Here is an 18,420-nt window from a genome sequence, read left to right on the forward strand (position 1 = left end):
ATTACCAATTACTCAAATAATAAGTATCAATTAAATCCAAATTTGCAAATTACAATTTCTAAAGTTATTTTGAGTTTTGAAAATTTATATTTGTAGTTTAATTGGAACTTGTGGCATTGATCAATTGATCATTTAAAAATAAAGGAGGACAGCTCACACGGAGCTGCCCCCTTCATATAATTTGGGAAATTGGAGGGAACTTCCCAAAAGAGCAGACAAATTTCACAACGAAATTATAAAAAGATCAATTTATGGTGTTGTGAAAAGAGGAGAGAGATCCCTCCAGGGCTTGTCTACTCATTTGAAAAGTTCACTTAAGAGAATTTAACTTCCAGAAAAATGATGAGGGGGGGCGTACGAGCTCTTATATAAGTTTGTAGCCCAGCCTCTCTCCCCATCAATTTTCTGAAAGTTAATTATCAGCAAAATGATGTAGAGGAAATTGGAACAGTTGAGCAATAAATGAATAATTCTCATTTGTCCAATAGTTGATGATAGAGATGGGCCAGCTTAATCGAGGTTAATCAATTTAGCTAGCGACCATCTACTTTCTCTCTCCTCGTACATCATTCTACAGATAAATTATTAAGTATGTTAATGGGACATTATAGCACATATTTAATATTTTGTCAATAGGTTCTGGCGGTTATAATGATATTTAGCTAAAATTAGAGTAATGCTCGCGTTAGTAATATATAATAAAGGTAGTTTTTGACTTGACAATTAAAATGAAATATAATATAGTTGATTATCAGTTCAAAGTTTATAAAGTAAAAAGTTCATAAAGTCGATCAAGTTGATTACAGTAAATGTTTATTGTTATCTCCTTTCTCCCCTTTATCCCATATAAATATGCATTTAATCCCAACGGTAGTTGAAAAAAGTCATTATGGTGAAAGAGCCTATGATATTTATTCAAGATTATTGAAAGAAAGAATTATTTTCATTGGTTCAGCCATTGATGATCAAGTGGCCAATTCAGTAATTGCACAGTTATTGTATTTAGAAAGTGAAGATCCCAAAAAAGATATTAAGGTTTATGTTAATTCACCTGGCGGTTCAGTCAGTGCTGGCTTAGCAATTTATGACACCATGCAGTATATAAAACCGGATGTAGTTACAATTTGCGTAGGCTTAGCTGCTAGTATGGGTTCATTACTTTTGACAGCAGGAACTAAAGGAAAACGATTTTCTTTACCAAATTCAAAGATAATGATTCATCAGGTTATGGGTGGCGCGCAAGGACAGGCAAGTGATATAAAAATTCAAGCAGAAGAAATTATCAAGGTAAAAGAAAATTTAAATAAGATACTTGCCAAACATACTGGTCAACCATTAGAAAAAGTTGAGCAGGATTCTGATCGTGATAATTATATGACAGCAGAAGAAGCGAAAAAGTATGGTTTGATTGATAAGATTATATAAACACGTAACACGAATCACATATCACACATATATTACGTAACATAACAAAAACAGCTGTTAGGCTGTTTTTGTGTGTATAAACTGAGGATAATGTCGGGATAGTCAAGGGGTAGAGAAGAGGGAGTTTAAATGTTATACTGTAAGTAGTTGTTTAAGTAAATAAAAAATGGATAATCCTCTCTATGCCGATTTTGCTAAATTTAGACAACAATGTGCAAGTGTTATCGGCTATTGACAAAGTTTTGAAAGTTTGCTATTATACTTAGTTGACAAAGATACCTAATCTTTGCTACATTGATATGAAAAGTCTCTTTTTACGGGCAGACACGACAAGCATGGGATTTTTGCTTTAGGTAAGATCAGGCTTCGGCTCGATTTGACCTGAGTAAAAATTTCTTGTCTGTCCATAAAAAGAGGTTTTTTTATTTTAAAGAATATAATGTTGTATTGACAAAAGTTATAATTTATATTAATCTTTACTATCATGATGTTCATTATAATCTAACTTAAATAATGGAGGACAGACATGCCAGGACCTGATGGAAATTCCAAGACTGAAAAGCCCGGAACTCTGGCGAAAGCAAAGTCATCAGCTTCTCGTTGTAAGTGTTGGTATAAAAAGTCCTACCGAGAAAAGGACGTAAGTGGGCAGACTCAACAACAAAAGGTTGTCGATTTTTTAAATTCACAGGGGGTCGGCCCCAGGGACTATGTAGTTTGCAGTCATGTTTTCAGTGATTGTTATGCCGTTTATTTGTTCTTTTATGCTCCGGCAATTAATTGTCAGCATTGCAATTCGGGGAACAGCAATCACAGAAAGAAAAGGCAGAAACGGGGTGACCGTAAGCTATTCGGCAGGTTGTGTTCTAGTAAGCAGGATAAAAACCGATCACCAATTGATCAAGTTGTAGATTTTCTAAACAAGCATGATCTACATCCTGAAGATGTTCAGATTTCAAGTGGAATGTTCGAGGGGTATGTTATTTTCATTCAGTATTTTGCTGAGCAAGAGCTGAAGTGATAAACTTTGTTGACCAGGGAGGATGAGGATGAAAAGGTTGAGAGTGGCAGTCAATGGTTGTGGTCGAATTGGTCGGCAGACTATTGTGATGTTGGTTGAAGATTACAGCGAATATTTTGACGTAGTCGCGGTGAATGATTTGGCGAGTATTGAAGATATTCAACGTCGCCTGGAAAGGGATTCGGTTTATGGTAAATTCCCTGGGTTTGTCGACTGTCTTGAAGGAAAAGATCGGCCGACTCTCTCCATTAAGAACAGTTCATGTTCGCATGTTCACTATGTCAGTGTTTGTTCAGAGAGTGAGCCTGCTCAGTTGCCTTGGAAGGAACTGGAAGTGAACATTGTTATTGATGCCACTGGCCGATTTACTACACGTGAACAGTTGAATGCTCATTTTATCGCGGGAGCCAAGAGAGTTGTTCTGACTGCCCCGACGAAAGATGAGTCCATTCCCATGTACGTGAATGGTGTGAATACGGATGGTGATGATTTTGAAAAGCATAACATCATTTCCAATGCATCATGTACCACCAATTGTGTGGCGCCGGTACTGTTCCTACTTCAAGAATTGTTTGGAGTTGATAAAGCGTATTTGAACACAGTTCACGCTGTTACCAACGGACAAAAGTTGTTTGACGGTATGGGGGGAAAAGATCCTCGACGTGATCGTGCTTGCATGTCTAGCATTATTCCGGCTTCGACCGGAGCGGCCGTGGCGTTGGAAAAGATTTTGCCAAAGCTGAAGGGTCGACTTGGAGGCGAAGCTACGCGTGTTCCTTTGGTAACTGGTTCCTATGTTGATCTGGAAGTTGTTTTAAATGAAGACATCTCAGTCGAGGAGCTGAAGACTATATTTCTGGAGAGTGTTTGTGGTTATGGTCTTGAAGGAGTTGTGGAGCTGATCGATGATCCGCAGTTTGTGTCAATCGACGTATCTGGGATGACAGCTCCATCAGTTGTTAGTTTAGACTTGATCAAGAGAACCTGGGAGAAAACTTTCCGAATCAAGATTTGGTACGACAATGAGTTGAGTTATGTATATCAGCTTTGCGAACTGATTTTCTTACACAATGTTGAGCACTGATAGCTAAACCAAAAAGCTGAGACAAAATTGTCTCAGCTTTATTATTGGCAATTGACAGATAAAATTGGAAATAGTAAGCTTTAAATCGAGCAGCTTTAACGGCACCAATCTAGGAGGTTTGCCATGAGAAGAACATCAAGAGAAAATTGGCTGGCTTTTTTCGAAATGCTAAAGCATCTTGTCAATGCAGATATAATTGGTCTTACCACTGATGATGAGCACAAGGTCTTAAAAAGGGAAGGGCTTTTTTATCAGGAAAACAATCGTTGCGATTGCGGTACCTTTGATTGTGATGATGTTTGTGAAGAAGGTCACTGCTCTAGCTTTGAACCAAATTTCAAGTTCGGTAAAATTGAGATTCGTTGGTCTGGAACTGATCCGTCCACTTGCAAGGAATTTCCAGATCTCCATCACAATGATTTTCGTAAACTGGTGGCAGATGTTACTGCTTTGCTGAAGATGCGGAATTATTAAAACCACAAACCCGTTCCGATAATTATCGGAACGGGTTTTATATTTGTATAATTAATTTACTTATTCTTCAGTTGTTACCGTCTCTTCCGCTTCTTCCTCCTCCGGATCATTCGTAACTTCTGGATCGTCAGCTAAGGCCTCAGCTTCTTGCTCTTCAATTATATCCTGGGCTTCCTTTTCTTTAGCCTCCGGATCAACTCCCACTAGAAAAACTTCTTGCCACGCAACGTAATGACTGGAGTAAGTAATTTTCTCAGTTTCTTGTCCAGGTTTAGTTATATAATGATAAAAAACTGTATCTGCTCCGTTGTGCGCATGCTCAGTTCTTTTCTTCTCTCCTGGTTCTAAATCTGTGGTTTCTATTTCTTTGGCTGGGCCAGGTTTAGTTATATTAAAGATAGTTGGTTTTAGATATCGGACATTGGCAACATTCGTTTGTCCTTCAAAGCTAACCTTTCTGCCATCTTTAGTTCCCCAGATTTCGAACATTAAATTATTGCCCCATATTTTTGATTGGATTAGGACGTGGTGTTCTGTGTCATTGATAAATTTAAAGTCTGGCCAGGGATCGTAAATGGTGGCATCAGTGCCGGCCGGTTCGTAATAACCAACGCGGTAAGAATGGTTTCTGCGAGCAGTTATTTTTAAGCCGGACTGCAAAACAGAGCGGAAAATTGTTGTACCAACTTGGCAAAGACCTCCTCCGTACTCAGGTATAGTTTCGCCTTTTTTGATAACCAATTCTGGTTTGTATCCATGTTGCCCATCAATATCACCCAAGATTCCAATTAAAGAAAACTCTTCACCTGGCGCAATGAGTGCACCGTGTAGAGAAGCTGCGCCTATCCCAATATTATGCCGTCGGTTAGAAGGACTGCCAGAAAAATCAGACCAGCCAGAGCCAATCATTTCTTTGATTCCTAAGTCATTTGTACTGCCAACATTTACCTCGGGATTAGTGACCTCAACGATTAGTTCAATCTTGGGGTTTTTATTCTTAATTATTTCTTGCAAAATTTTGTTATACGACTCTTCTTGGTTTAATTCAAGACCATCTTCACTTGCTTGAAATTCAGCTACTCGGCCAGCTTTAATTTGCAATTTAGCATCAATTGCTGGTTGGTTGATTTCCTGACCAATTGATTCTAGTTGACCATTAACCATGTCTTGATTTAGGGAAATTGAAACTAATTCTTGTTCATTTAAATCTAACTCCAGCCAATGAGTAAAATCCTCCCAGCCAATTTCCCATTGTTTATCAGTATAAGTGAAAATTATTTTTTCTAATTGCAAAAGCTCTTTGATTAATTCACTTTGTGTCAAAGCATCGTTCTTGGTTATTTGGGGTTGATCAACGCTGTGGATTAAGGTGATAGCTGGATTACTAAAATTTTGAATTGCTAGATCGAGTTGATTTATTGCTTGATTAAAATTAAAAGTTTCGCCCTGTTTGGCTTCAGAAAAATCTAGGGTGTATTGTTGTTCTTCTGGATCATTAATTTCAATTATAATTTCCGAGTTTTGAGCCGGTTTCTCCAGAATAGCGAACTCTGTTTGTAGGTTTTGTTTTAATAATTCTTTGTCAAAACGATAGTCGACAGGAATTGATTTTTTAGTGATAGGAAAGGCTAATAGTTTCAAGTATTTTTTCCAATAGGCATCATTATGTCCAACCGTAAAAGCCTGGTCAATTAAACTTTCCAAGTTCAGGGTTAAAATATTTTCATCGAGGTTTTCAATTTGTTTAGTGTTGTCTAAATATGAAAAAGTAAAACCATCTTTGTAGGTTTGCTTAAACTTACCTTTAATTATATTAGTGGCCTGAGTTTTGGTTAACCCACCGAGATTAACATCATCAATTTTTATACCTGGATAAATTTGGTTACTGTATTTATAAGCCAAGGCCATTGAAGTTCCAAATAAAATAAGTGCAATTATAAAAATAATGCCCAGGGTTATGCCTAGCCACTTAAGATATTTTTTGTTATTTAAATCAAGTGTCATTTAGTCATCCTTTAATATTTCGTTAAGTACGTTAACAGCGGTATTTTCTGAAATGGTGGTTTGTTCTACGTCTTCGGTAATGTGAATTCTAACTGCATCACCTTCGTGGTGATTTGTGGGTAGTTTGTCGACAGGCCAGGTTAGATTGTGGCCATTTCCCAGGTTGATAACAGCTTTATCTTCCTCGATCCGATCAATTGTACCTTTGATGTAATTCATAGCTAGATAGCGATACGAGCGAGACGAGTAGATATTTAACTTGTTTTACTAGTCTTGCTTGTTTCGCTTTAATGTTCCTTTACTTTGATGCTGATCTTTTTCGTTTCATCAGCTTTTGGTAATTTTATTTTTAAAACATTATCCTTGAGGGTGGCTTCAATCTTGTCTGCCAGAACAGGAAAAGGTAAAATTACACTTCGGGAAAATTTACCCCAGTAACATTCTTGATATATATATTGATTATGTTTTTCAGCTGCATATTCGCTGGTGCGTTCACCTTTGATGGTCAGTATGTCTTTGTCTAAGTGAATATCAAGACTCTGGGATAGTGATCCGGCCACAGGAGTAATTACATATAGATTATCTTCGTCTTGATAAATATCAATTGAAAGTTGGGCCTCCTCTGGAATGTCCGCTTCTTCAGTGAAGGCTGGTGCATAATAGTGATCCTTGACACTTGCTTCGTCCGTTGGTTTAGATATTTCATCAGAAAAAAATTTATCTGGATGATAGTGTTGTTCTAGATCATCTAGGTGGTTGAACCAATTTTGATTAAAGTCGTCAGTCATATTAAATAAATTGTTAAATTGTTAAATTGTTAAACTGTTGTTTAAACAATATAGCAATATAACAATATAACAGTATAACTTCATTATATAATGAAACTCAGGAAAACAAAAGAGTCCCACGTGAGGACTCTTTTGTTTTATGTAAAGTTTACATTACATCTGAACTTTCATCTACTGGTTCATTTACTGTTTCTTCTACTGGAGCAGCTGGAGCTTCAGCGTGTTGAGATGCTTTAAGCGCATCTTTTAGAGTTTTTCCAGCTTTGAATTTTACAACCTTAGTTGGAGGAATAGTAATTGGTTGTGATGGATTTTGTGGATTTACACCTTCACGACCTTTTCTAACTCTAGCGGAAAAAGTTCCAAACCCGGTTAATGTTACTTCACCACCACTTTTGATAGTTTCTGTAACGGTACTGGTAAGACATTCAAGCATGTCTTCAGCTTGTTTTTTTGTGACGCCAACTTTGTCAGCAATAACGCCAGCTAATTCTGCTTTATTCATAGAATCGTTTATTAGTTGTTAGATTTTAGATTTAAGTTTAAGTAATTAGGTTATTTTTTATGTTTTAAAATCAGTGACTTTTCTAAGCCATAAAGCATTTTAGAACATTCATTATACCTAAGAATATATGAAAAGAGTTGTTTTTTAGTAAGATAACCTTTAGCCGTAGCAATTTTTAAATGATGTTTTGTCTCTCTAATTTCTCCTTGTGCTCTGCTTATGCATTCAAGATATATATTGGTATGTTTATTTCCAAACCCTTCAGCTAGATTCGCTGGAGGAGAATTTGAGGAGCGTCTTAATTGAGAACCTAATTCAAAAAGTTCAAATTTAGGAAAAGACTTTGTAAGGTGATTGATCTCCAGTGTTAAAGTGAATAATTTTTTATAGACATCTAGATCTTCAACTCTCATAATGTTCTTTAATCTTAAATCCTACAACTTGAATCTATACTTCAACATTTATTTTAATTCTTTCAATTGACTCAGCAAGTCCTGTTTCTGGCTTAATTATAGCAAAAATTCCATCAATTTGGCAAGTCCCAGTTTCTGGAATCTCGTGAACCGCTGGAGTTTGAGTTAAAAAGTTTTTCATAACATTATCAAGACCAACGCCTAAACTTGAGTTTTTTAGACCAACCATACCAGCATCAGAAATCATGGCCGTGCCTTTTTCTAGGATTTGTTCGTCTGCGGTTTGTACATGTGTGTGTGTTCCAATGACTGCGCTGATTTGTCCGTCAAAGTATCTTGGTAAAGCGTTTTTTTCTGAAGTAGCTTCCGCATGCAAATCAACAATGACACCTGCTAGGTTACTGTCTTTGTATTCGTCTAATATTTCTTGGAGCTTTCGAAAAGGGCAGTCAAACTGCTCACGAAAAAACACTCGTCCCATTAAATTAACAATTAAAATCTTATATGCCCCAACTTCAACTACTCTATAACCATCACCGGGTACACCTGGAGGGTAGTTGGCAGGTCGAATGATTGGTAATTTCCCTTCAGATAGAATTTGCTCAACCTCAGCAGCATTAGAAAAGACATGATTTCCAGAAGTAAAAAAATCAACACCGGCGGAAATCATTTCCTTCAGAGTTTTTTCTGTAATGCCTTTACCATGCGCTAAATTTTCTGCATTAGCAATGACTAAATCAGGTTTATATTTTTTCTTTAGCTTTGGTAAAGCCTTGGTTAGCCCTTTACGGCCAATTTTGCCCATGATGTCACCAAAGAATAAAATTTTGATCATAAATTTATTTGCTAAATATCGTATAGGGATTATAACACCTTTGCTAAATTAACACAACAATAAAAATGGTTGTGTGGATATCTTGACGTTTTGCCGCTTTTTAATTAAGATTAAATAAAGGTTGCTCTTTCAATAAGGAGATACTCATGAAAACCTATATTATGGAAATCGGTTTAGTCTGGGACAATATGGCCGCTGCTGTTGATAAAACAGAATGTCGATTTTCTATGAGAGGCCCAGTTTCAGATCATGATGTTTTGATTCACGCTCAAAATGTGTTTAGCGGTTTTCATTTTGATCCGCGAGATAGTGAAATAAAAAGTGTTGTTGAAGTTCTGGAAGAACAGCAAGAAACCTTAGAAGATGGAACAGTGAAACTTGTTCGCAAGACAAGAGTTGTAACATAAAACCAAAAGCACTCCTCGACTACGTTCGGAGTGCTTTTTTAATTTAAACAAAACTCCCCACTTCTAGATACTGAAACAAGTTCAGCATGACAGAAGCGGGGAGTTTTTATTTGGTTGCTATAATTTAGTATTTGGAGATTTAGTTTATCAGTATATCAGTAAAAATCAGTAAACATTACCTTGCGTATTCAGTAATCCGACTTTCACGAATAATGGTAACTCTAATCTCACCAGGGTATTTAAGTTCTTCTTCAATTTCTTTAGCAACTTTTTGAGCAAGCTTTTCTGCCGCAAGGTCATTTATTTTATCTGGTTCTACGAATACACGAACTTCACGACCTGCCTGAATAGCATAAACCTTATCTACTCCATCATGTCGTTTGGCAATGCCTTCAAGTTCTTCCAGTCGTTGAAGGTATCTTTCATAAGTATCTTTACGTGCGCCTGGACGAGCACCAGAAATAGCATCAGCAACTTTAACAATGACTGCTTCTAAGGTTGGTGGTTTATCGTCGTGGTGAGTTAGAATTGGAGCAATTATTTCATCTGAAAGCTTAAACTTTTTACCGATATCACGACCTATTTCAGGATGAGTTCCCTGGATTTCGTGATCAACTGCTTTTCCAATATCATGTAAAAACCCAGCCTTCTTGGCTATTGTTACATTGGCGCCTAAACGTTCAGCTAGTAATGCTGACAAATGAGAAACTTCAATTGAATGTTGTAAAACATTTTGACCGTAACTAGTTCTGTATTTCAAGCGTCCAACAATTTGTACTAATTTTGGATCTAGGCCAGCGACACCAACTTCATAACAGGCCTCTTCTCCAGCTTTTTTAATTTCAAGAGCAATTTCTTTTTTTGATTCTTCAATAGCTTCTTCAATTCGGGCTGGATGAATTCTTCCATCCAAAATTAATTTTTCTAAAGCCTTCTTTGCTACTTGTCTTCGAATTGGGCTAAAGGCTGAAACTGTTATTGCTTGTGGTGTGTCGTCAACAATGATTTCTACTCCGGTAGCTTGTTCTATGGCACGAATGTTGCGACCTTCGCGACCAATAATTCGTCCTTTCATTTCGTCAGATGGTAAATCAACAATAGAGGTAGTTGATTCAACCGCATGAGAAATAGAACAACGTTGAATAACCAAAGCTAAACTTTCTTTGGCTAATTTTTCCAGTTCAGTTGAGTTTTCATCTTCTAGTTTTTTGATTCGGCTTACTAAATTTTCGGCCATGTCGCTTTCAACGTTGTTCAGAAGAACTTCCCTTGCTTGTTCTTTGTTCAAGCCAGCAATTTTTTCTAATTTAGCAAGTTGTTCTTTTTTAATTTCCTGAATTTGAGCTTTAATGTTTTCTAATTTTGTCGCACGTTCTTGAAGTTTTGTTTGCTTAGATTCTAGATTTAATAGTTTTTGATCAAATAGAGACTCACGTTTTTCCAATCTTTTTTGCAACTCCCTTATTTCAGATCGACGACTGGTTTCTTCTTTTTTCGCTTCATCTATGACTGACAAGGCTTGGTCTTTTGCTTTTAGCAAAATTTCTTTTTCTTGAGTCTTGGCCTCACTAATCATGTTTTGCATTTTGGATTCTAGGGAATCTGCTTCTACTTGAGCCATTTTTTTTCTGACAAAATATCCAGCTAAGATACCTAGGATTACACCTGCTCCAATCAAAATAGGATATAGCATATTGTATAACTGCTACTCCTGAAGAAACATTTGGCAAGAGGGTCTGTTGTTGAATACTTGTCCGACAGCAGGCCCTTATAGAAACACAAAACTAGAAGTCCGTTTTTCGGGGCTTTTTTAGCAAAAGTCCAGTTTTTGAAGAAGTAATTAAATTCATGTTTTTATATTTCTAATTGTCCTAAAATTAGGACAACGAAGAAAGAAAGTAAGTTTAATCTTGTTCAACCAAATGCGCTTTTTCAAGAGATAGCAATCAATTTATTATTTCTTAATTGTACATACATTATAGCAAGGATTTCAAGGTTTGTCAATGTGTAAAAAGAGGCTTAATTTAGTTGTTGACATTTTGTTTTTTATGGCTTATTCTATAGTATTGGCTAAAAAGTGAATTTGTATTTAGTTTTTTCAACAATGAGGAGTGCTATGTCAGAACAACTTACAGAGGTATGTCAAAGGGTTTATAATGAAGTTCAAGATGTTTATTGTTTACGAAGTCGTCTTGAGATTCTAAAAGCTTTTTATGAAGAAGCTTGTAATGTTGTCGAGGCAGTTTTTCAAATTCCTGAAATAGCAAAAAAAGTACATGCAATTTTGGATGACAATGGAAGTGATATTTTTCGACTTTACCCTAGTTATGGGGTGAGAGGATATTTAGTACTTAGGGTTGATGATAAATTTCGATTTGTTATGGCCTATTTAGAGAATTCACTTGGCTGTCCGATGAGTAATGATATGTTTGAAGACATTACCCTTGATAATATGAGTGGAGTAAAATCATATAATTATAGAAGCCATTGTGCTGAATTATCCTTTTTTCATGTTCCTGAAAATGTAATTCGTCTGATAGTATATCGTGAATTTAAGTTAGTTAGGCGGGACCCAAATATCATATAGGATTTGGACGTTACAAACCAAAGACTCTCCGATGAAACATCGGAGAGTCTTTTAATATAGAATTTATTCAGTTTTTTCTTTTTTTGAAGTATCTTTTGGATCTTCTTCAACCTTAGGTTCTTCTTTTGCTTCAGTAACTTCTTCGACTTTAGGTTCTTCTTTTGATTCAGTAACTTCTTCGACTTTAGGTTCTTCTTTTGATTCAGTAACTTCTTCGACTTTAGATTCTTCTTTTGATTCAGTAACTTCTTCAACTTTAGATTCTTCTTTTGAATCTTCAACAACTTCTGCTTTATCTTCTTTTGCTTTTTTATCTTCTGATTTATCATCCTTGTCATCCATAGATTTGATACTTAAACCAAGTCTATGTTCATTTGGTTCAATTGAAACGATTTTGAAACTCATAGTGCTACCGGTCTTGGCAAAATCTTCAGTGTTCGTAATTTTTTTATTGGATAATTCAGAGATATGAGCAAGTCCGTGAATATCTTTATCCAGTTTAACAAATAAACCAAAAGGTGTTGATTTGATAATCTCACCTTCGACCACATCACCAACGGCATATTTTTCGTTAATGTTGTCCCAAGGATCTCTTTGTAGTTTTTTGCTAGATAGGAAAATCTTTGAGCCTTCAACTTTTATGATTTCAGCTTTAACGCTGTCACCAACCTTGAATAAATCAGATGGGTTGTCAATTCTTTGCCAAGCTAATTCAGAAATATGAATTAAGCCTTCTAGGTTTTGACCAAATTCAACAAAAACACCAAAGTCAGTTACCGCTGTGATTTTACCATCAACTAGGTCTCCTGGCTTGTATTGACTTAAGGTGTCTTTTTGGTTTTCTTCCCAAGCAGCCTTTTCTGAGGCAATTAATTTTTCATTATCAGGATCAATATCTAATACTTTTACTTTGAATTCTTGGCCGATATAGCTTTTTAATTTTTCGAGAATTTTATTTTTATCACCACCTTGAACACGGGGATAAAATTCTGGACTAAGTTGAGAAACAGGTAAAAATCCTGGAACCCTATTTACGGTAATTAGTAGCCCACCTTTGTTTGCGTCAGTAACTTTAGCTGGGATTGTTTCTCCGCTAGATTTGTATTCTTCCAGTACGGACCAGGTTTTTAGGTGACCTGCAAAGCGGAAAGATAATTCTAGCAATCCTTGTTCATTTTCAAGTTCCATTACTGTTGCTTCTGTTGTGTCTCCTACTTTTAGATTACCAAATTCGTCTGATTCATTGTAAAGTTCTTTTCCTCTAATAATACCAGTCATGACTCCATTAATGTCAAGTAAAACTTCTTTTTTTGAGCCAGCGATTACTAGACCTTTAACAGTATCACCAACTTGAGGTAGTGATTGTACGTTTTTATCATCCTCAATCAATTTGTTCATTGGTGAATTAAGGTCTACTTTGATTTGTTTTTTAGCCATTTTAGATGGTCTCGTTCCTATAATTTGATATAAAAAATTCCACCTTTGGTGGAGATTATAAAAAATTTAGTTTTCCAAGGGTTATGAATTAGATTAAAATTTAAAGATTTGTACAAGTTCTTTGATTAGTTTACCGTAAATATAGATTTATGTCAAGGCGTTGAAAGAAGGTGTATAAAAAGGAGGGATTATCGGTTTACAAGTTCATTTAATTTTGCTAAAATGTAGGTACATAATATTTTATTAAATAAGATACACTTAATGTATCGTTAGTTTTAAATTAGATTAATGTGACATAGATTAGTGTGCTTAAATATAATTTACAACATATAACATTATGAATATAACATGGTTAGGGCACTCTTGTTTCAAAATAGAGGGAAAAATCAAGGGTCAGCAAATTACAATATTAACAGATCCTTTTGATAAGAGTACCGGTTTGCGTTTACCAAAAGTAAGGGCAGAAATTGTTACTGTAAGTCATTATCATGATGGTCATAGTAATGTTGCTGGGGTTACTCCTGTAGAAGACAAAGGTCTTGTAGTTATTGATCGCCCAGGTGAATATGAAGTTGCTGATGTGTTTGTGTTTGGCATAGGTTCTTATCACGACAAAAAACAAGGTAAAGAGTTGGGTAAGTCAGTAATGTTTAAATTTGATGTAGGTGGAATTAAAGTTTTACATTTGGGAGATATTGGGACAGTTTTATCTAATCTTCAATTAGAAAAGATTGACGATGTAGACGTTTTGTTAATTCCCATCGGTGGCAAATATACAGTAAATGCAAAGGAGGCAGCAGAAATTGTACGTCAGATTGAGCCGCGTATTGTTATCCCTATGCATTATAAAATTCCAGGATTGGAAATTGACCTTGATGGCTTGGATAATTTTAAAAAAGAAATGGGCAATAAAGCGGAGACGGTAAGTAAATTAAAGATAGCGAAAAAAGACTTACCGGTCGATGATGTTAAATTAATTATTTTAGAAAAATCATAAAAATGAGTACTGAAGAATATTGATATACTGATGTGAAGATATGAACTAATCAGTAAATCAGTATGGTCAGTAATCAATTAAACATATGGAGGGTCATGAACCAGACACAAGATATTTAACCCTTTGGATTTGCGTTATTATTTCTGCCGTAATAATTTTTACTGGTTGGATTTTTGTGATGAAGTACAATTTTACCAAGATTAATGAGGAAATGGTCAATCAAGATGTAACAGTTGAAAAAGCAACTCAGGAGATGGGGGAGATGTTTGATGGTGTGAAGAAAATAATGGAAGAACAAGGAAGTCTTCTTGAGGAGGTGCTTGAAAAAGAGGCAGCAAAAGAAAAAGAGTTGGAAGTCTCAGGCGATAAGAAAATAAAAGAAGATGAGGTGATAACAGAAACAGAATAATCAAAGTAATTATCAACAAGTCCTTAGCGTGCTACGGATGTAAATGTTTATATATTTTTTATTTTTAATAATTTATGCCAAAGAAAAAACAAACTGAAAAAAAGCCCAACGAAGAGCAGGCTCCAATCAAGGCAGCAGTTCAGGATATTTCTATAATTGATGAAATGCAAAGTTCATACATTGATTATGCTATGAGTGTTATAGTTTCTCGAGCGTTGCCAGATGTCCGAGATGGGCTAAAGCCTGTTCATCGTCGAATTCTGTATGCTATGTGGAGCGTTGGACTTCGTTCTAGTTCTAAATTTCGTAAATCGGCTACGGTAGTCGGTGAGGTTTTAGGTAAATATCATCCGCATGGTGATCAAGCTGTTTATGATTCAATGGCTAGGATGGCTCAGGACTTTAACATGCGCTACATGTTGGTTAATGGTCAGGGAAACTTTGGTTCAATGGATGGTGATAGGCCAGCGGCGATGCGTTATACCGAAGCAAAATTAAGAGGCATTTCTGAAGAATTATTATTTGATTTAGAAAAAGATACTGTTGATTTTAATCCCAACTATGACGGATCCCACAAAGAGCCCAGTGTTTTGCCAGCCAAGTTGCCACATTTACTTTTGAATGGTGGTGTGGGTATTGCAGTTGGTATGGCAACCAAGATACCTCCCCATAACCTGATGGAAGTTTGTGATGCGGTGTGTCATATGATTGATAATCCCGATTGTAATTCAGAAGATTTAATGGAGCATGTCAAAGGCCCAGATTTCCCAACTGGCGGTATTATTTATGATCAAACTGAAATAAAAAGAGCTTACACTACGGGAAAAGGTAAGATTGTTATGCGTGGTAAAACTGAGATTGTTGAAAGCAAGGCCGGTCAATTCAAAATAATTATTTCGGAAATTCCATATCAATTAAACAAAGCCAGTCTATTGGAAAAGATTGCAGAGTTTGTAAAAACAAAAAGATTAGAAGGTATTAGGGATGTGAGAGATGAGTCTAATAAGGATGGTGTACGAATTGTGGTTGAGCTTAAGCGAGATGCTTTCCCTAAAAAAGTTTTGAATCGGTTATTTAAATTAACCCAACTGCAATCAAATTTCGATGTTAATATGTTGGCTTTGACGGGTGATTATCAGCCAAAGGTTATGAACTTGTTTGATATTCTTAATTATTATCTTATTCATCGTCAGGAAGTTGTTGTTCGGCGAACAAAATATGAATTAAAAAAAGCAGAAGATCGTGCACATATTTTGGAAGGTTTAAGCAAGGCCATTGATAAGATCGATGCAGTGATAAAAATCATTAGAAAATCAAAAGACAAGGAATTAGCAAAGCAAAATTTAATTAAGCAATTTAAATTTACTGATATTCAAGCAGTTGCTATTTTGGAAATGCGATTACAGAACTTGGCGAATTTGGAGCGTTTAAAAATAGAAAACGAATTAAAAGAAAAGAAAAAAATTATTGCCGCATTAAAAAAATTACTATCTTCTAAAAAAGGTATTTTGGGTGTAATTAAAGATGAGTTAACTGAAATTAAAGAAAAATATGGTGATGAACGAAAGACTAAGATCATTAAGTCGGCAGTAGGTGAGTTTTCTCAGGAAGACTTGGTCCCGAATGAGCCAGCCTTGGTAATGGTCACAACGGATGGATATATTAAACGAATGCCACTAGAGACTTTCAAAACTCAACATCGAGGAGGTAAAGGGGTTATCGGTCTAACAACCAAGGAGGAAGATGTTGTTGATTTATTATTTACTACTTTGACACATAACGATTTGTTGTTTTTCACTTCAATGGGCAGAGTGTTTCAGCTAAAAGCTTATGATTTGCCAATTGGTTCAAGAACCTCAAAGGGACAGGCCTTGGTCAATTTCCTTCAGCTCGGACCTGATGAAAAAGTAACAGAAATATTACCAATAAAAGATCAGACCGATGCTAAGTTTTTATTCATGGTTACTGAGAAGGGAACGATTAAGAAAACTGCGATTGAAGATTTTGCTAATGTCCGTCGTTCTGGCTTGATTGCTATTCGTCTAAAGCCTGGGGACCGTTTACGTTGGGTTAAACCAACTAATGGAAAAAAGCAAATGATGTTAATTTCTGCTCGTGGTCAAGCAATCAGGTTTGCGGAAAAAGACGTACGAAGCATGGGGCGTACTGCGGCAGGTGTGCGTGGTATTAGACTGAAAGCCGATGATCAATTAGTAGGTGTCGGAATGATTGAACCGGACAAAGAAAAAGTTTTGCAAGTTTTGACCTTAGCAGAAAACGGCTTTGGTAAGCGTTCAAACCTATCAAACTACAAAGTCCAAAATCGTGGTGGTGGTGGTATCAGAACCTTGAAGGTTTCCAGCAAAACCGGAAAAGTTGTGAAAGGGATGATTATTGATTCTGAGCAAAATAAAGATAATGATATTATGGTCATTTCTAGTAAAGGTCAAGTAATAAGAATGCCTTTCAAGACGATCAGCGAACTTGGGCGTGATACTCAGGGAGTTCGATTGATGCGCTTTAAAGAATCCAAGGATAAGGTAGTTACATTTTCAAAAATTGTAACTGACGTGAAAGATCGAGGATAATAATTTGTAATATAGTTCAAATAAAAATCAGGCGCTTTTGAGTCGCCTGATTTTTTTATATATTTATCCTGATTTTATATTTTTACTACTGACCAGCCGGCTTCAATCTTTTCCAACTTGCCGGTGATAGAAAAGCCAGCTGCTTTTGCATGTCCGCCACCGCCGAATTTTTGTGCTAATCTGGACACGTCAATGTGGTCTTTTGTGGTGCGTAGACTACATTTAATAATGTTGTCATCGCTTTCTCTCATTACTAAAATTATGTTTGCTTCGTATAAAGTTGTTAGGAAGTTTGCCATGCCTTCAAATACTTCTGGCAGAATGGCGTCTTGTTTGGTGATAACGGCAGTAACAATCTTGTGTTTTTCGTTGAAATGTAATTGAGATAGAATTTTACCCCAAAGTTTTAATGCTTCAGGTGAATTATTTCTCCAGGTGTTCTGAATAATCTTTTTTATGTTAGCTTTGTTTCGCAAAAGTTCAGAGGCGATAGACATTGATTCTTTGGTGGTTCCAGCATTAGTAAAGTAAGTTGTATCAGTTATAATCCCAGTCAGGAGTAAGGTCCCAATTTCTTTTGTAATTGGAATGTGATGTTTTTTGAGGAAACGATAAATCAACTCCGTGGTAGCGCCAGCCGGTTGAACAACATTAATGTCAGCGTAATAAGGATTTGTTTGGTGATGATCAATATTAATTGTAGTGATCTTTCCTCGGACTTGTAAAAATTTTTCAGCAACACCAGTTTGAGTAGTGTCTCCGCAATCCACAGTAATTATTAAATCATAGTTGAAGAAGTTTAATTCCTCTGAATTTGTATAAAATTGGTTTATGTCAAAAAAATCCAGGTTTGTAGGAACTGGATCTATGTTTCCAATGGTAACTTTTTTGTCTGGTAGAGAATTAATGTAAAATGCCAAAGCACCTGCTGAGCCTAAAGTGTCTGCATCGGGTCCGCGGTGTGACAAAATGAGAATATTTTTACATTCTTTGATTAGGGAAAATATTTTATCTGAATCGAGCATAATTGAATTACTTTTCACTAATTTCATCAAGCTTGCTGTACATATCATCAGTAAATTGTTCTCGGTCATCAATTTTGAAAGTAAGTGTGGGTGTGAATTTTAAATGAATATGTTTGCCTAGTAAGCCGCGGATTTCGTGTCTATGGTTAATTAAAAATGCTAAACCTTCTTTTGATTTATCAAAAGGAAGGATACTCACAAAAGCAGAAGCAGTTTTTAGATCAGAGCCACACTTGACCAGTGATACAGTTATTAATAAATCAAAAGGGGTCTCTATTTTTTGCGAAATTATTTCGCCTAGAGCTTTTTGTAACATTGCATTAACTTGTAGCATTCTGTCCATAATATTTTTAAATCCTAACTCCTAAACTTTAAATTCTAAACAATTTTTAATTACAAATTTTTAAATTTTAATAATTTG

Annotated in this window: 19 protein-coding genes; 9 read left to right on the forward strand and 10 right to left on the reverse strand. The window is 35.8% G+C overall.

The annotated features are described in order from the left end of the window. Nucleotides 1–852: 852 nt before the first annotated feature. The 4 genes from clpP to HN643_02405 all read left to right on the forward strand — a co-directional run bounded on the left by clpP (nucleotide 853) and on the right by HN643_02405 (nucleotide 4,004). Nucleotides 853–1,425 carry an ATP-dependent Clp endopeptidase proteolytic subunit ClpP gene (gene clpP, locus HN643_02390; GenBank protein ID MBT7500492.1) on the forward strand — a complete coding sequence of 191 codons (573 nt, stop codon included), beginning with the start codon at nucleotides 853–855 and terminating at the stop codon, nucleotides 1,423–1,425. Nucleotides 1,426–1,951: 526 nt separating this feature from the next. Beyond that, nucleotides 1,952–2,446 (forward strand): hypothetical protein, encoded by a 495-nt coding sequence (locus HN643_02395; GenBank protein MBT7500493.1) that lies wholly within the window; start codon nucleotides 1,952–1,954, stop codon nucleotides 2,444–2,446. 28 nt (nucleotides 2,447–2,474) lie between these two features. After that, nucleotides 2,475–3,530, forward strand: a complete 1,056-nt coding sequence (locus HN643_02400; protein ID MBT7500494.1) for a type I glyceraldehyde-3-phosphate dehydrogenase — start codon at nucleotides 2,475–2,477, stop codon at nucleotides 3,528–3,530. Between the two features lie 123 nt (nucleotides 3,531–3,653). After that, the gene (locus tag HN643_02405; GenBank protein MBT7500495.1) at nucleotides 3,654–4,004 is read left to right on the forward strand and encodes a hypothetical protein; all 351 of its coding nucleotides are present in this window, start codon (nucleotides 3,654–3,656) and stop codon (nucleotides 4,002–4,004) included. Nucleotides 4,005–4,064: 60 nt separating this feature from the next. On the opposite strand, the gene HN643_02410 is transcribed toward HN643_02405, so the two are convergent. The 6 genes from HN643_02410 to HN643_02435 form a co-directional block, all read right to left on the reverse strand. Further along, complete coding sequence (locus tag HN643_02410; protein ID MBT7500496.1) at nucleotides 4,065–6,008, reverse strand: hypothetical protein; 1,944 nt, start codon at nucleotides 6,006–6,008, stop codon at nucleotides 4,065–4,067. Continuing rightward, nucleotides 6,009–6,227, reverse strand: a complete 219-nt coding sequence (locus tag HN643_02415) for a DUF3006 domain-containing protein (GenBank protein MBT7500497.1) — start codon at nucleotides 6,225–6,227, stop codon at nucleotides 6,009–6,011. Between the two features lie 68 nt (nucleotides 6,228–6,295). Then, nucleotides 6,296–6,796: an Hsp20/alpha crystallin family protein gene (locus HN643_02420; protein ID MBT7500498.1), complete on the reverse strand. Its 501-nt coding sequence runs from the start codon at nucleotides 6,794–6,796 to the stop codon at nucleotides 6,296–6,298. A gap of 148 nt (nucleotides 6,797–6,944) precedes the next feature. Continuing rightward, complete coding sequence (locus HN643_02425) at nucleotides 6,945–7,301, reverse strand: HU family DNA-binding protein (GenBank protein ID MBT7500499.1); 357 nt, start codon at nucleotides 7,299–7,301, stop codon at nucleotides 6,945–6,947. A gap of 50 nt (nucleotides 7,302–7,351) precedes the next feature. Beyond that, nucleotides 7,352–7,714, reverse strand: coding sequence for a four helix bundle protein (locus HN643_02430; protein MBT7500500.1), 363 nt, complete (start codon nucleotides 7,712–7,714; stop codon nucleotides 7,352–7,354). Nucleotides 7,715–7,748: 34 nt separating this feature from the next. Then, complete coding sequence (locus tag HN643_02435; protein ID MBT7500501.1) at nucleotides 7,749–8,546, reverse strand: TIGR00282 family metallophosphoesterase; 798 nt, start codon at nucleotides 8,544–8,546, stop codon at nucleotides 7,749–7,751. Between the two features lie 149 nt (nucleotides 8,547–8,695). Between HN643_02435 and HN643_02440 the strand changes: the two genes are divergently transcribed. After that, nucleotides 8,696–8,956 (forward strand): hypothetical protein, encoded by a 261-nt coding sequence (locus HN643_02440; GenBank protein MBT7500502.1) that lies wholly within the window; start codon nucleotides 8,696–8,698, stop codon nucleotides 8,954–8,956. Between the two features lie 175 nt (nucleotides 8,957–9,131). Here HN643_02440 and rny read toward each other — a convergent pair whose 3' ends face one another. Next, the gene (gene rny, locus HN643_02445) at nucleotides 9,132–10,649 is read right to left on the reverse strand and encodes a ribonuclease Y (protein ID MBT7500503.1); all 1,518 of its coding nucleotides are present in this window, start codon (nucleotides 10,647–10,649) and stop codon (nucleotides 9,132–9,134) included. A gap of 423 nt (nucleotides 10,650–11,072) precedes the next feature. Between rny and HN643_02450 the strand changes: the two genes are divergently transcribed. Beyond that, nucleotides 11,073–11,543, forward strand: coding sequence for a hypothetical protein (locus HN643_02450; protein ID MBT7500504.1), 471 nt, complete (start codon nucleotides 11,073–11,075; stop codon nucleotides 11,541–11,543). A gap of 63 nt (nucleotides 11,544–11,606) precedes the next feature. Here the strand turns inward: HN643_02450 and HN643_02455 are convergent, their stop codons facing one another. Continuing rightward, nucleotides 11,607–12,980: a S1 RNA-binding domain-containing protein gene (locus HN643_02455; protein ID MBT7500505.1), complete on the reverse strand. Its 1,374-nt coding sequence runs from the start codon at nucleotides 12,978–12,980 to the stop codon at nucleotides 11,607–11,609. Between the two features lie 337 nt (nucleotides 12,981–13,317). Here HN643_02455 and HN643_02460 point away from each other — a divergent pair, with 337 nt between their 5' ends. The 3 genes from HN643_02460 to gyrA all read left to right on the forward strand — a co-directional run bounded on the left by HN643_02460 (nucleotide 13,318) and on the right by gyrA (nucleotide 16,974). Continuing rightward, nucleotides 13,318–13,977: an MBL fold metallo-hydrolase gene (locus HN643_02460; protein MBT7500506.1), complete on the forward strand. Its 660-nt coding sequence runs from the start codon at nucleotides 13,318–13,320 to the stop codon at nucleotides 13,975–13,977. Nucleotides 13,978–14,062: 85 nt separating this feature from the next. Further along, nucleotides 14,063–14,386: a hypothetical protein gene (locus HN643_02465; GenBank protein MBT7500507.1), complete on the forward strand. Its 324-nt coding sequence runs from the start codon at nucleotides 14,063–14,065 to the stop codon at nucleotides 14,384–14,386. A gap of 74 nt (nucleotides 14,387–14,460) precedes the next feature. Beyond that, entirely contained in the window at nucleotides 14,461–16,974 is a 2,514-nt protein-coding gene (gene gyrA / locus HN643_02470) for a DNA gyrase subunit A (GenBank protein MBT7500508.1), read from the forward strand. 74 nt (nucleotides 16,975–17,048) lie between these two features. Here gyrA and HN643_02475 read toward each other — a convergent pair whose 3' ends face one another. Both HN643_02475 and HN643_02480 read right to left on the reverse strand, forming a co-directional pair. Further along, nucleotides 17,049–17,999: a hypothetical protein gene (locus tag HN643_02475; GenBank protein ID MBT7500509.1), complete on the reverse strand. Its 951-nt coding sequence runs from the start codon at nucleotides 17,997–17,999 to the stop codon at nucleotides 17,049–17,051. A gap of 7 nt (nucleotides 18,000–18,006) precedes the next feature. Then, nucleotides 18,007–18,342: a ribosome-binding factor A gene (locus tag HN643_02480; protein MBT7500510.1), complete on the reverse strand. Its 336-nt coding sequence runs from the start codon at nucleotides 18,340–18,342 to the stop codon at nucleotides 18,007–18,009. Between the last annotated feature and the right edge of the window lie 78 nt (nucleotides 18,343–18,420).

This window comes from Candidatus Falkowbacteria bacterium (assembly GCA_018674305.1).
Classification (GTDB): domain Bacteria; phylum Patescibacteriota; class Patescibacteriia; order UBA11705; family JABHMO01; genus JABMRF01.

Excerpts from the sequence above, each read along its gene's own strand:
- clpP (MBT7500492.1), top strand. The coding sequence starts at position 853 with ATGCATTTAATCCCAACGGTAGTTGAAAAAAGTCATTATGGTGAAAGA.
- HN643_02395 (MBT7500493.1), top strand. The coding sequence starts at position 1,952 with ATGCCAGGACCTGATGGAAATTCCAAGACTGAAAAGCCCGGAACTCTG.
- HN643_02400 (MBT7500494.1), top strand. The coding sequence starts at position 2,475 with ATGAAAAGGTTGAGAGTGGCAGTCAATGGTTGTGGTCGAATTGGTCGG.
- HN643_02405 (MBT7500495.1), top strand. The coding sequence starts at position 3,654 with ATGAGAAGAACATCAAGAGAAAATTGGCTGGCTTTTTTCGAAATGCTA.
- HN643_02410 (MBT7500496.1), bottom strand. The coding sequence starts at position 6,008 with ATGACACTTGATTTAAATAACAAAAAATATCTTAAGTGGCTAGGCATA.
- HN643_02415 (MBT7500497.1), bottom strand. The coding sequence starts at position 6,227 with ATGAATTACATCAAAGGTACAATTGATCGGATCGAGGAAGATAAAGCT.
- HN643_02420 (MBT7500498.1), bottom strand. The coding sequence starts at position 6,796 with ATGACTGACGACTTTAATCAAAATTGGTTCAACCACCTAGATGATCTA.
- HN643_02425 (MBT7500499.1), bottom strand. The coding sequence starts at position 7,301 with ATGAATAAAGCAGAATTAGCTGGCGTTATTGCTGACAAAGTTGGCGTC.
- HN643_02430 (MBT7500500.1), bottom strand. The coding sequence starts at position 7,714 with ATGAGAGTTGAAGATCTAGATGTCTATAAAAAATTATTCACTTTAACA.
- HN643_02440 (MBT7500502.1), top strand. The coding sequence starts at position 8,696 with ATGAAAACCTATATTATGGAAATCGGTTTAGTCTGGGACAATATGGCC.
- rny (MBT7500503.1), bottom strand. The coding sequence starts at position 10,649 with ATGCTATATCCTATTTTGATTGGAGCAGGTGTAATCCTAGGTATCTTA.
- HN643_02450 (MBT7500504.1), top strand. The coding sequence starts at position 11,073 with ATGTCAGAACAACTTACAGAGGTATGTCAAAGGGTTTATAATGAAGTT.
- HN643_02455 (MBT7500505.1), bottom strand. The coding sequence starts at position 12,980 with ATGGCTAAAAAACAAATCAAAGTAGACCTTAATTCACCAATGAACAAA.
- HN643_02460 (MBT7500506.1), top strand. The coding sequence starts at position 13,318 with ATGAATATAACATGGTTAGGGCACTCTTGTTTCAAAATAGAGGGAAAA.
- HN643_02465 (MBT7500507.1), top strand. The coding sequence starts at position 14,063 with ATGGAGGGTCATGAACCAGACACAAGATATTTAACCCTTTGGATTTGC.
- gyrA (MBT7500508.1), top strand. The coding sequence starts at position 14,461 with ATGCCAAAGAAAAAACAAACTGAAAAAAAGCCCAACGAAGAGCAGGCT.
- HN643_02475 (MBT7500509.1), bottom strand. The coding sequence starts at position 17,999 with ATGCTCGATTCAGATAAAATATTTTCCCTAATCAAAGAATGTAAAAAT.
- HN643_02480 (MBT7500510.1), bottom strand. The coding sequence starts at position 18,342 with ATGGACAGAATGCTACAAGTTAATGCAATGTTACAAAAAGCTCTAGGC.